14 protein-coding genes are annotated in these 12,114 nt (G+C 69.0%); 11 read left to right on the forward strand and 3 right to left on the reverse strand.

What is annotated here, in order from left to right; all coding sequences use genetic code 11:
• Positions 1-17 precede the first annotated feature (17 nt).
• The 4 genes from ACWDAG_RS22610 (at position 18) to ACWDAG_RS22625 (ending at position 4,052) form a co-directional block, all read left to right on the forward strand.
• Positions 18-836: an alpha/beta fold hydrolase gene (locus ACWDAG_RS22610; RefSeq protein ID WP_450697355.1), complete on the forward strand. Its 819-nt coding sequence runs from the start codon at positions 18-20 to the stop codon at positions 834-836.
• Between the two features lie 94 nt (positions 837-930).
• Entirely contained in the window at positions 931-1,902 is a 972-nt protein-coding gene (locus ACWDAG_RS22615; RefSeq protein ID WP_450697356.1) for an aldo/keto reductase, read from the forward strand.
• A gap of 81 nt (positions 1,903-1,983) precedes the next feature.
• Positions 1,984-2,532 (forward strand): TetR/AcrR family transcriptional regulator, encoded by a 549-nt coding sequence (locus ACWDAG_RS22620; RefSeq protein WP_450697357.1) that lies wholly within the window; start codon positions 1,984-1,986, stop codon positions 2,530-2,532.
• Entirely contained in the window at positions 2,529-4,052 is a 1,524-nt protein-coding gene (locus ACWDAG_RS22625; RefSeq protein WP_450697358.1) for an MFS transporter, read from the forward strand. The genes ACWDAG_RS22620 and ACWDAG_RS22625 overlap by 4 nt, the downstream gene beginning before the upstream one ends.
• A gap of 81 nt (positions 4,053-4,133) precedes the next feature.
• Here ACWDAG_RS22625 and ACWDAG_RS22630 read toward each other — a convergent pair whose 3' ends face one another.
• Entirely contained in the window at positions 4,134-4,808 is a 675-nt protein-coding gene (locus ACWDAG_RS22630) for a lysophospholipid acyltransferase family protein (RefSeq protein WP_361259634.1), read from the reverse strand.
• 361 nt (positions 4,809-5,169) lie between these two features.
• Here ACWDAG_RS22630 and ACWDAG_RS22635 point away from each other — a divergent pair, with 361 nt between their 5' ends.
• The 3 genes from ACWDAG_RS22635 (at position 5,170) to ACWDAG_RS22645 (ending at position 7,458) form a co-directional block, all read left to right on the forward strand.
• On the forward strand, positions 5,170-6,333 hold the full coding sequence (locus ACWDAG_RS22635) for a glycerophosphodiester phosphodiesterase (RefSeq protein ID WP_450697359.1): 1,164 nt from the start codon (positions 5,170-5,172) through the stop codon (positions 6,331-6,333).
• 74 nt (positions 6,334-6,407) lie between these two features.
• Positions 6,408-6,914, forward strand: a complete 507-nt coding sequence (locus ACWDAG_RS22640; protein WP_450697360.1) for a sigma-70 family RNA polymerase sigma factor — start codon at positions 6,408-6,410, stop codon at positions 6,912-6,914.
• 46 nt (positions 6,915-6,960) lie between these two features.
• On the forward strand, positions 6,961-7,458 hold the full coding sequence (locus ACWDAG_RS22645; protein ID WP_450697361.1) for a GNAT family N-acetyltransferase: 498 nt from the start codon (positions 6,961-6,963) through the stop codon (positions 7,456-7,458).
• Here ACWDAG_RS22645 and ACWDAG_RS22650 read toward each other — a convergent pair.
• Both ACWDAG_RS22650 and ACWDAG_RS22655 read right to left on the reverse strand, forming a co-directional pair.
• Positions 7,448-7,870, reverse strand: a complete 423-nt coding sequence (locus ACWDAG_RS22650) for a hypothetical protein (protein WP_450697362.1) — start codon at positions 7,868-7,870, stop codon at positions 7,448-7,450. The two genes, ACWDAG_RS22645 and ACWDAG_RS22650, sit on opposite strands and share 11 nt — an antisense overlap.
• A 1-nt stretch (position 7,871) precedes the next feature.
• Positions 7,872-8,231, reverse strand: a complete 360-nt coding sequence (locus ACWDAG_RS22655; protein WP_450697363.1) for a hypothetical protein — start codon at positions 8,229-8,231, stop codon at positions 7,872-7,874.
• 387 nt (positions 8,232-8,618) lie between these two features.
• On the opposite strand from ACWDAG_RS22655, the gene ACWDAG_RS22660 reads away from it, so the two are divergent.
• From ACWDAG_RS22660 to ACWDAG_RS22675, 4 genes are all read left to right on the forward strand, one after another.
• Positions 8,619-9,659, forward strand: coding sequence for a methionine ABC transporter ATP-binding protein (locus tag ACWDAG_RS22660; protein WP_450697364.1), 1,041 nt, complete (start codon positions 8,619-8,621; stop codon positions 9,657-9,659).
• A complete protein-coding gene (locus tag ACWDAG_RS22665) occupies positions 9,656-10,393 on the forward strand; it encodes a methionine ABC transporter permease (protein ID WP_450697365.1) in 738 nt (245 codons plus the stop codon). The genes ACWDAG_RS22660 and ACWDAG_RS22665 overlap by 4 nt, the downstream gene beginning before the upstream one ends.
• Positions 10,394-10,460: 67 nt before the next feature.
• Positions 10,461-11,297, forward strand: coding sequence for a MetQ/NlpA family ABC transporter substrate-binding protein (locus ACWDAG_RS22670; RefSeq protein WP_450697366.1), 837 nt, complete (start codon positions 10,461-10,463; stop codon positions 11,295-11,297).
• 142 nt (positions 11,298-11,439) lie between these two features.
• A complete protein-coding gene (locus tag ACWDAG_RS22675; protein ID WP_450697367.1) occupies positions 11,440-12,078 on the forward strand; it encodes a GNAT family N-acetyltransferase in 639 nt (212 codons plus the stop codon).
• Positions 12,079-12,114: the final 36 nt, after the last annotated feature.

Genomic DNA, 12,114 nt, shown 5'->3' on the forward strand with positions numbered 1-12,114 from the left:
AGCATGAAAGGGACGTCATGCGCGCCCGAGGTACCAGACGAACAGCCCGCCTTCTCGCCGTCACCGCCATAGCCGCCTTGTGCGCCTTCGGGCTCACCGCTCCCGCGGGCGCCGCCGACCCTCCTCCACCCGGCGCCAACGACTGGTCCTGCAAGCCGGACTCCGCCCATCCACAGCCGGTGGTCCTGGTGAACGGCACCTTCAAGACCTCGTACGAGAACTGGCTCACCCTCTCGCCCGCGCTGGCGAACGCCGGTTACTGCGTCTTCTCCTTCGAGTACGGCGGCCTGGAGACCGCCCCGATCCCGGACTCGGCGGCCGAGCTGCGGGACTTCGTCAACGCCGTGCTCGGCGCGACCGGCGCCAAGAAGGTCGACATCGTCGGGCACAGCCAGGGCGGCATGATGCCCCGCTACTACGTGAAGTTCCTCGGCGGTGCGACCAAGGTCGACGACCTCGTCGGCATCGTGCCGTCCAACCACGGCACCACCAACCCGCTTGCCCTCGCGGCCGGTGCCACCGTCTGCCCGTCCTGCGTCGACCAGACCGCCGGCTCGGACTTCCTGCAGAAGCTCAACTCCGACCCGGAGGCTCCGGTGGGCCCCGACTACACGGCGATCGCGACCAAGTACGACGAGGTCGTTGTGCCGTACACCAGCGCCTTCCTCAAGAGCCCGGACTCGTACGTGACCGACGTCCTCCTCCAGGACCGCTGCCCGCTCGACACCACCGAGCACGACCAGGCCCCCAAGTCGCCGTTGGTCGAGCAATGGGTGCTCAACGCCCTGGGGCGCAAGGGGCCGGCCGACCCTGCGTTCGTGCCGCGCTGCGTCTGATCAGGGCGGGCTGAACCGCACGAGGCTGGGTAGATTGGTGCGAGATCCCACTCCTGATGCGGGATCTCCTCCGCCGATCGTGCAGGGAGCCACCATGCCCTTCAGCCGCCTGGCCCACGCGACCACGCCCACCGCGCACATCGGACTGGGTCTCGCCGCCGTCGGCCGCCCGGGCTACATCAACCTCGGCCGGGATCAGGACCTCGGAGACAACCGCAGCGCCGAAGCGATGCGCACCCGCACCCATGAACTCCTCGATGCCGCCTACGCGCAGGGCGTCCGCTACTTCGACGTGGCCCGCTCCTACGGCCGCTCCGAGGAGTTCCTCGCCGACTGGCTGAACGCCCGCCCCGACATCGACGACGTGGTCATCGGCAGCAAGTGGGGCTACACCTACACCGCCGGCTGGTCGGCGGACGCAGAGACGCACGAGGTCAAGGACCACAGCCTGCAGACCTACGAGCGCCAGCGCGCCGAGACCGCCGAACTGCTCGGCGACCGACTCGACCTCTACCAGATCCACTCGGTGACCCCGGACAGCCGGGCCCTCACCGACAAGGAACTCCACGCCAAGCTGGCGGAGGCGGCCGCCGAGGGCACCACCATCGGCTTCTCCACCAGCGGCCCGGCGCAGGCCGACGCCATCCGCGCCGCCCTCGCCGTGACGGTCGACGGCGAACCCCTCTTCCGTACCGTCCAGTCGACGTACAACGTCCTGGAGACCTCGGCCGCTCCCGCTCTCGCCGAGGCGCACGACGCCGGTCTCACGGTGATCGTCAAGGAGGGCATGGCCAACGGCCGCCTCGCTGACCCATATGCGCCGGACGCCCTGAAGGCCGTAGCTGCAGAAACGTCTCTGGGCTGCGACGCGGTGGCGCTCGCCCTGATCCTGCGCCAGCCCTGGGTGGGAGTCGTGCTCTCCGGCGCCGCGACCGCCACCCAGCTCGCCTCCAACCTGCATGCGGCGGTCGTGGACCTGGACGAGGACCAGCTGGCCCGCCTCGCCGAACTGGTGGAGAAGCCGCAGGCTTACTGGGAGCAGCGCGGACAGCTGCCCTGGCACTGAAATCCGGCAGGACCCTTGCCTTCGTGAGACGCTCACGCCCGCAATGAGACATCAATGTCTCATATGCGCTATGGTTGTCTCATGGCCGTCGATCGTGACCACGTCCTGCGCACCGCCGCAGCCCTGCTGACCCGCAAGTCCACCGCGACGATGGACGAGGTCGCCAAGGCTGCCGGCATCAGCCGTGCCACCCTGCACCGCCACTTCGCGGGCCGTGACGCACTGGTGCGGGCGCTGGAGGCGCTCGGCATCGCGGAGTGCGAGGCGGCGCTGGACGCCGCCCGGCTGGACGAGGGAACCGCGAGCGAGGCCGTGCGCCGGCTGGTGAGCGAGATTCAGCCCGCCGCCGGACTGCTCGCCTTCCTGTACGGCGAGAGCCAGCTCTGGGAAGCCGGCCAGGACGCGGGCTGGCAGCGGCTCGACACCCGCATGGGTGCGCTGTTCGTCCGCGGACAGCAAGCGGGCGAGTTCCGTATCGATCTCACCCCTGTCTGGCTCACGGAGGCGCTCTACGGCCTGATCGCCTCGTGCGCCTGGGCCATGCACGACGGCCGCGTCGCCCCCAAGGACTTCACCCACATGGTCGCCGAGCTCCTGCTCGGCGGCGCGCTACGGAGAGAGGAATCATGACCAGCACCCTGCAGCCGGCGACCACGACCGAGGCGGTGAAGCGCCCGGGCCGCTGGCTCGCGCTCTCCGTCCTGGTGCTCGCCGTGCTGCTGGTGGCCGTCGACGCGACCGTCCTCGGTCTCGCGACCCCCTACATCAGCGAGGACCTGAAGCCGTCCGGTACCCAGCTCCTGTGGATCGGAGACGTCTACTCCTTCGTCATCGCGGGCCTGCTGGTCTCGATGGGCAGCCTCGGCGACCGCATCGGCCGCAAGCGGATCCTGCTCGGCGGTGCGACGGCGTTCGGCGCGATATCGGTCCTCAACGCCTACGCGACGACACCGGAGTTGATGATCCTGGCCCGCGCCCTGCTCGGCGTCGCGGGCGCCACCCTCATGCCCGCCACTCTCGCCCTGATCCGCAACCTCTTCCACGACCCGCGCGAACGCAGCCTGGCCGTCGGAATCTGGGGCGCGACCGCATCCGCGGGCACGGCAATAGGTCCGATCGCAGGAGGCTTCCTCCTCGAACACTTCTGGTGGGGCTCGGTCTTCCTGATCAACCTGCCGGTGATGGCGGTCCTGGTCCTCGTCGGCATCCGCACCCTGCCCGAGTCCCGCAACCCGAACCCGGGCCCGTGGGACCTGACGAGCGTCGCCCTGTCCCTGGTCGGTGTGATCGGCATCGTCTACGCGGTCAAGGAGGCCGCAACTCACGGCTTCGAGTGGCCCGCGCTCGCCGCGGGCGCACTGGGCGCGGCGGCGCTGTACTGGTTCATCCGCCGCCAGCTCACGCTCCCCACCCCGCTGCTGGACATGCGTCTGTTCCGCAACCGCGGCTTCAGCGCCGCGGTCCTGGCCGACCTGCTGACCATCCTCGGCCTCTCCGGCCTGGTCTTCTTCCTCTCCCAGTACCTGCAACTCGTCCAGGGCAGGAACCCGTTCGAGGCGGGCCTTGCCGAACTGCCCGCCGCGGTCGGCGCGGTGGCGGCGGGTCTCGTCGCCGGACGTGCGGCCCGCCGCTTCTCGGTCCGGGCAGTCGTAGCGGGCGGCCTGGCAGCGGTGGGCCTCGCCCTGGCGGCCCTGACCGTCATCGACCAGTCGACCGGCTACCCGCTCCTCGGCACCGCGCTCCTGGTGGTCGGAGTGGGCGCCGGCTTCTCCTTCACGGTGACGGCCGACGTCATCCTCTCCTCCGTACCGAAGGAGCAGGCAGGCGCCGCGTCGGCGGTCTCGGAGACGGCGTACGAACTGGGCGCGGCCCTCGGAATCGCCGTACTCGGGTCGATCGTGACGGGCATCTACCGCGGCTTCGCCGCTCCGGCGGGAACGCCGTCAGGGGCGCATGAGTCACTGGGCGGCGCGGTGGAGTCGGCGTCGGGCATGCCGTCGCAGGCAGCCCAGGAGATGTTGACGTCGGCGCGAGAAGCCTTCGTCAACGGCCTCAACCTCGCGGTGGGCGTGGGCGCGGCGGTTCTGTTGGTGGCGGCGGCAGCAGCCTGGTTCATGCTGCGAGACCAACGGTTGGACAGCCGTTCTTAAGGGGCGCGGGGCTGTATCGATTTGCGGCTCAACCGCGTGGGCGCGACCAGCCACAGACAAGCCGCACCCGACAACGAACCCCTACGCGGCTTCCTTGGCCTTGGTCGCATACATGTCCACGTACTCCTGGCCGGACAGCCGCATGACTTCAGCCATCACGGAGTCGGTAACAGCCCGCAGCACATACCGATCCCGGTCCATCCCGTCGTAACGGGAGAACTCCATCGCCTCACCGAACCGAACAGTGACCCGCCCGGGGCGGGGCATCCCCGCCCCGCCCGGCTGCAACTTGTCCGTGCCGATCATCGCGAAGGGAACAACGGGCGCCCCCGTCATCAGCGTCAGCCGCGCGATACCGGTGCGCCCCCGGTACAGCCGCCCGTCGGGCGACCGCGTGCCCTCGGGGTAGATCCCGAAGACCTTGCCCTCCTCCAGCACGCGGCGCCCGGTCATCAGCGCGGCGACCCCGCCCCGGCCGCCGTCGCGGTCCACCGGGATCATGCCGACGCCGGTGAAGAACCAGGCCATCAGCCGGCCCTTGAGGCTCTTGCCGGTGACGTACTCGTCCTTGCCGATGAAGAACACCTGCCGGTCGCACACGAGCGGCAGGATCATCGAGTCGATGAAGGTGAGGTGGTTGCCGGCCAGGATGACCGGACCGTCACCCGGGATGTGCTCCGCGCCCTCCACCCGTGGGCGGAACATCAGGCGCATGATCGGTCCGAGCACTGCCTTGATGAGCGCGAAGCGGGACAACGGGCCCTCCGGTGTCAAGGGATTCGGTATGAGTATGTGCAGGTGAGGACGATACTCGCGGTTCCCGGGGTCTTGCACATCGGGTTCACCGAGGTCTTACGCACTGTTGACGCAGGTTTACCTGCGGTGACGCCAGGTTGCCCGCCGGTAACAGCCCGGAACTATGTGACGGACGACTCGCCGCCGAACGGGCGAGCCACGCGGGCCCCTTCACCGCTCATCGGCTCTCGTTCCCGGTACGACCCATACGACATCCCGAGTCACCCGCATGTTCCGGCCAGCGCCTCCCTCGCGTCATGTCCACGCCCCTACGATCGGCGCGCTGAGAGAACAGATCGAGCCGACGTCAGGGGAGGCGCTCATGGGAACGCAGGAGAACGAGCAGACAGGCAGCACCGGACGACGGGCGCTCCTCGGCGCGGCGGTACTCGGCGCGGGCGGAGCCGTACTCGGCCTGTCCGGTACGGCGAGAGCCGCGGAGGCGAGCTACGGGAAGGGCGGGCTGAAGAGCCTGCCCAAGCCGACGATCATCGGCCACCGCGGAGCCAGCGGCTACCGGCCCGAGCACACCTTCGGCTCGTACAACCTGGCCCTCGACCTGGGCGCCGACGTCGTCGAGGCGGGCGACCTGGTCCCCACCAAGGACGGCCATCTGGTCTGCCGCCACGAGCCGGAGATCGGCGGGACGACGAACGTCGCCGACCACCCCGAGTTCGCCGACCGCAAGACCACCAAGGTCCTCGACGGCGTCTCCGTCACCGGCTGGTTCACCGAGGACTTCACCCTTGCGGAGCTGAAGACGCTGCGCGCGATCGAGCGCATTCCGGCCAACCGCCCGCACAACACGCTCTACAACGGCCGCTGGGAGATCCCCACCTTCGAAGAGGTCCTGAAGTGGCAGGACGAGCAGACCCGTAAGCGCGGCAAGCAGGTGTGGATCTACCCCGAGACCAAGCACCCCACCTACTTCCGCAAGCTGGGCCTCGGCCTGGAGGAGCGGGTCGCCAAGCTGCTGCACAAGTACGGCAAGGACAGGCGGAACTCGCCGGTCATCCTGCAGTCCTTCGAGCCGAGCAGCATCCAGCGCCTGAACAAGCTGGTCGACAACCCGCTGGTGGTGCTCCTGTCCGCCGCGAACACCCGTCCCTGGGACTTCGTCGAGGCGGGTGACCCGCGCACCGTCGCCGACCTGATCACCCCGAAGGGCCTGCGGGAGATAGCCGGCTACGCGCAGGGCCTCGGCCCGACCCTCGACCTGATCATCACCAAGAAGGCGGACGGCAGCCTCGACAAGCCGACCACCCTCGTCGCGGACGCGCACAAGGTCGGCCTGATCCTGCACCCGTACACCATGCGCAACGAGAACCCGTTCCTGCCAGCCGACTTCCGCAAGGGCACGGCCGTGGACGGGTACGGCGACCCCTTCGGCGCCTTCGAGACGTACTTCGCCACCGGCATCGACGGCGTCTTCACGGACAACGCCGACACCGGTGTGCTGGCCCGCGAGGACTTCGTCAACGGCTGAGCCCCCGGCCCCGGTTGGGGTGAACAGTGGGTCGTCCGGGCAACGCGGGCCCGGGCGGCCGCGTCGAACCGCATATGACGCATGACCTGGTTGCCGCTCTGCGCCCGCTGCTCACCGCCGAGGCCTCCGCCGAGGCGCATGCCTCCGGAGCCGAGCCGGGTGACCTGGAACAGGCGGTCTGGCTCCGCCTCCTGGAACATCTCGAGGCGGACGGCCCGCCCGTCGATCCCCAGCGCTGGCTGCGCAGCGCCGTCCGCTCCGAGGCGCGCCGCACCCGCCGTACGACCCGACACGAACGGCCGTACGACATCGAGCCGGCCGACGACGTCGACCGCGACCCGGAACAGCTCGCCCTCGCGGCGGCCCGCCGCCGGGCCCTGCGGGATGCCGTCCGCCGCCTGCCCGGCCGCTGCCCCAGCCTGATGGAGGCCCTGCTGTCCCCGAAGGATCTGACATACCGGGAAATCGCGGGGGAGTTGGGTATCTCACAGGGCAGTCTCGGCCCGGAACGTTCCAGATGCCTGGGATGTCTCCGTCGTTTGCTCTCGCCGGAGGTTGCGGCCCGCGAACCGCGGGGATAGGAGTGAGGGACAACGTGGCGATCAGGTGAGCGGGAGGCGTGCGCACATGGGCATGAGCGTGACCATCTCGGTGGCGACCGAGCAGGATGCAGAGCAGATCTTCAGGCTCCAGTACCTGTGCTTCCAGAGCGAGGCGGCGCTGTACGGCAACTACCGCATCGACCCGCTCGTCCAGAGCCTGGACTCGGTCCGCCAGGAGGTGGCCGCCGACTGCGTCTTCGTGGCGCGGCTCGGCGAGGAGGTCGTCGGCTCGGTCCGCGGCCGCGTGACCGAGGACGGCTCCGCCTCCATCGGCAAGCTCTGCGTCCACCCCCGCCTCCAGGGCCACGGCATCGGGGCGCGACTGCTGCGCGCGGCCGAGTCGGCGCTGGCGGAGGAGCGCGGCGCCAAGGTGTTCCGCCTCCACACCGGCCACCGCAGCGAGGGCAACCTGCGGTTGTACCGTCGCGTGGGCTACCAGGCCGTGGGCACCTCGCAGGGCAACGACGGGGTACCGATGATCGTCCTGGAGAAGCCGGCCGAGGCGTACGTGGCTACTGCGTGACCGTGCGGTTCCTGCGCAGCCAGTACAGCGCGGACAGCGGCAGCAGTACGGGGATGAAGACGTACCCCATGCCGTAGTCCGACCACACCGTCGCGTCCGGGAAGGCGGACGGCTCGACCAGGGTCCAGGTACCGACGATCAGCACACCCGCGAGTTCGGCGGCGCAGCACCACTGTGCCGCCTTGCGGGCGGTTTCGCCGCCGCGGACCAGCGAGTACGTGATGAAGCCGTAGACGACACCCGCGACGGCGGACAGTGAGTAGGCGAGCGGTGCCCGGTCGAACTCGGTCGCGATCTGGAACACGGAGCGTGAAACGGCCCCGACGACCATGACGCCGTAGAACCAGACGAGCAGCATCCCCGGCCCGCTGATCAGCCGCGTCCTCGTGGGCTTCTCCTGCACCGAGGTCACCTCAGCCTCCCCAGATGTCGTAGAGCCGCACTTCGAGAACGGCCAGGACGATACCGCCGGCGGCGACCGTCACCGAACCCCAACGGGTGCGCTCCGCCAGGGACATGAAGCCCGCCGCCGGTACACACGCGAACGCGCCCAGCAGATACGCCACGAAGATCGTCGTGCCCTGCTCCGGCTTCTCGCCACGCGCCAGCAGCACGATCCCGATCGCCAGTTGCACCACGGCCAGCAGCGACACCACGGCCATGCCGATGAAGTGCCAGTCCTTCGTCGGCTGGTCGCGGTAGGCGGCCCACCCGCACCAGGCGGCGAGCAGCAGCGCGGCGACGCCGGTCACCAGCGTCAGGGCATCAAGCATGGAGCGACCTTAATACGGCCCAAAAGACCTGCTGCGCCCGGCCCGGCCCAGCGGCTGGACGCCGCCCTGACCCGTCCACCACTGTCCGCCATGTGGACAGCGGGTCTTGGTCGCTCCGATACGTCTGCTTTACTGATCGCATGACCACGACGAGCTGCCGCACCCTTGCGACCGAGGCGACCATGACGCCCGGTGCTCGTTGTATGTGTCGAATGCGCGCCTTCTAGAGGGCCCCTGCACCACCCCCCTGAGCCTCGCGCCCCGAAGCGAGCCGCCGTGGCATGTCCGTACGCCGTCTGCCGTATGTGACCGAGCCACCCGCGCATGACTTTCCCTTCCGTACCAGGGCACACCCACGCCCGCGTACTCGACAGTGACGGAAACCCAGTGATCACGACTTCAGGCCTGACCAAGGTCTACCGCTCACGCGGCCGAGAGGTCACCGCCCTGGACGGCGTAGACCTGCATGTCCGCCAAGGCGAGGTGTACGGCGTCATCGGCCAGTCCGGCGCCGGCAAGTCCTCGCTCATCCGCTGCGTCAACCTGCTGGAGCGGCCCACCGCCGGGACGGTGACCGTCGCCGGGCAGGACCTCACCGCCCTGGCGGGGCGCGGCCCCCGAGCCGGCAAGGAGCTCCGCCAGGCCCGCAGCCATATCGGCATGGTCTTCCAGCACTTCAACCTGCTGTCCTCGCGGACCGTCCAGGACAACGTCGAGCTGCCGCTGGAGATCCTCGGCAAGTCGGGCAAGGAGCGGTCGAGGAAGGCCCTCGAACTCCTCGACCTCGTCGGGCTCGCCGACAAGGCCAAGGCCTACCCCGCCCAGCTCTCCGGCGGCCAGAAGCAGCGCGTCGGCATCGCCCGCGCCCTGGCCGGCGACCCCAAGGTCCTGCTGTCCGACGAGGCGACCAGCGCCCTCGACCCGGAGACCACCCGCTCCATCCTCCAGCTGCTGCGCGACCTGAACCGGCAGCTGGGTCTGACGGTCCTGCTCATCACCCACGAGATGGACGTCGTGAAGTCGATCTGCGACTCGGCGGCGCTGATGGAGAAGGGACGCATCGTCGAGTCCGGGACGGTGAGCGAGCTGCTCGCGACGCCGGGCTCCGAGCTGGCCTCCGCTCTCTTCCCGGTGGGCGGCGAGGCCACCGGCGACGACGACCGCACCGTCGTCGACGTGACCTTCCAGGGCGAGGCCGCCACCCAGCCGGTCATCTCGCAGCTCTCGCGCACCTACAACATCGACATCTCGATCCTGGGTGCCGCCATCGACACCGTCGGCGGACTCCAGGTCGGCCGGATGCGCCTCGAACTGCCCGGCCGCTACGAGGACAACGTCGTGCCGATCGGCTTCCTGCGCGAACAGGGCCTGCAGATCGACGTGTTGGGCCAGGAGCCCGTACTGCTCAAGGAAGGTGCCGAGCTGTGACCTGGTCGGAGATGTCGCCGCTGCTGTCCCAGGCGTGTTGGGACACCCTCTACATGGTCGGCTGGTCCACGCTGATCGCCGTCGTCGGCGGGCTCCCGCTCGGCATCCTGCTCGTCCTCACGGACCGCGGCGGGCTGCTGCAGAACGTCCTCGCCAACAGGGTCATCGGGCAGATCGTGAACGTCGCCCGCTCGATGCCGTTCATCATCCTCATGGTCGCCCTGATGACCTTCACCCGCTGGATAACCGGCACGACCATCGGTCGCGAGGCCGCCATCGTGCCGCTGGCCATCGGGGCCATCCCGTTCTTCGCGCGCCTTGTCGAGACGGCTGTCCGCGAAGTGGACGGCGGGCTCGTCGAGGCGGTGCAGTCGATGGGCGGCAACACCTGGACCGTCGTCCGCAAGGTCCTCGTCCCCGAGTCGCTGCCCTCGCTGATCTCCAGCACCACCACCACGATCGTCGCCCTGATCGGCTACTCCGCGATGGCCGGCACGGTCGGCGCCGGCGGCCTCGGCGACATCGCCATCCGCTACGGCTACCAGCGCTTCGAGACCGAGCTCATGTGGATCACCGTGGCGATCCTCGCCGTGGTCATCTCGGTCATCCAGTTCGCCGGCGACTACGCGGCCCGCTCGCTGCACCGGCGCGGCGGGCGCTCCGGCGCGGCGCCCAGGCTCCGTCTGCTCAAGCCCGAGGAGGCCGCGACCACCGACGTCGGCAAGGTCGCGTAACCCCTCTCACAGACTCCCCGCACCACCCATTGCGGGGTCGCTGCACCCTTCAGGAAAGGCACTTTTCGTGCGTAACACCGCAAAGCTCACCACCGCCGTCCTCGCCGCCGGGGCCCTCACCTTCGGGCTCACCGCCTGCGGCTCGGGCACGGACTCCGCCGCGAGCTCCTCCGACTACAGCGGACCGCTGGTCGTCGCCGCGAGCCCGACCCCGCACGCCGAGATCCTCGACTTCGTCAAGAAGAACCTGGCGAAGAAGGCCGGACTCGACCTTGAGGTCAAGGAGTTCCAGGACTACATCGTCCCGAACACCGCGACCGAGGACGGCTCGGTGGACGCCAACTACTTCCAGAACCAGCCGTACCTCGACGACTTCAACAAGAAGCGCGGCACCCACATCGTGCCCGTCGTCACGGTCCACCTGGAGCCGCTCGGCCTCTACTCCCACAAGGTCAAGAAGGCCGACGCGCTGAAGAGCGGTGCCACGATCGCCGTCCCGAACGACGCCGTGAACGAGGCCCGCGCCCTGAAGCTGCTCGCCGCCAATGGGCTCATCACGCTCAAGGACGGCGCAGGCAGCGAAGCGACCCCCCAGGACATCGCCAAGAACCCGAAGAACCTCAACTTCAAGGAGGTCGAGGCGGCCCAGACCGCGCGCTCCCTGGACGACGTGGACGCCGCGGTCGTCAACGGCAACTACGCCATCTCCGCGGGCATCAAGCCCGCCAAGGAGGCCCTCGTCCTGGAGTCCGCGAAGAACAGCCCGTACGGCAACTTCCTCGCGGTGAAGAAGGGCAACGAGAAGGACCCGCGGGTGAAGAAGCTCGCCAAGCTGCTCACCTCGCCCGAGGTGAAGAAGTTCATCGAGGACAAGTACCAGGGCTCGGTCATCCCGTCCTTCTAACCTCACGTATACGGCGTATCGCCACGCACGGGGTCCACTCGCTCACCGCGGGTGGACCCCGTGGTGCAGTTCCGTGCCTTGATGCTGCATGCTGGGCAGTTCAGCAGGCCCTGAAGGTTTTCCGAAGGTTACGGAGCGGCGCATGACTAGCACCTTCCCCAACATCTCCATCAGCACGGAGCGGTTGGTGCTGCGTCCCTTCGACGAGGACGACGTGACCGGTCTTGCCGAGATGATGAACGACGAGCAGGTCGTCGCCTGGACCTCCGCCCCGCACCCCTACACCGAGGCCGACGCCCGCACCTGGATCGACCGACTCGCCCCCGCCGAACGCGCCGAGGGCCGCGGCATCGTCTTCGCCGTCACCGAGTTCCTCACCCAGCGCCTCGTCGGCATCGTGCACCTGCAGAACACGAACTGGCGTGTCCGCTCCAGCGAGATCGCCTATGTCATCGCCCCCTGGGCCCGCGGTGAGGGCTACGCCTCCGAGGGGGCCCTAGCCACCGCACAGTGGCTCTTCCATGACCAGAAGTTCGAACGTCTGGAACTGCGCACCGCCGCCGACAACACCGCCTCCCAGCAGGTGGCCCAGAAGATCGGCTGTATCAGCGAGGGCGTCCTGCGCAACGCCTGGATAGCCCGCGCCCGGGGCGGGGACGGGGAATGGACGGACGTCCGCACCGACGTCATCGTCTGGAGCCTGCTGCCGGAGGACCTGGCCGGAGTCAGCGAACAACTGGCCGACACCGGCGGTTTCACGACCTTCACCGACTGGAACTGAACCCTGGGGCTCGAGGGCGCACGCCTGACACCAGGT

Source organism: Streptomyces sp. NPDC001157, from assembly GCF_053598255.1.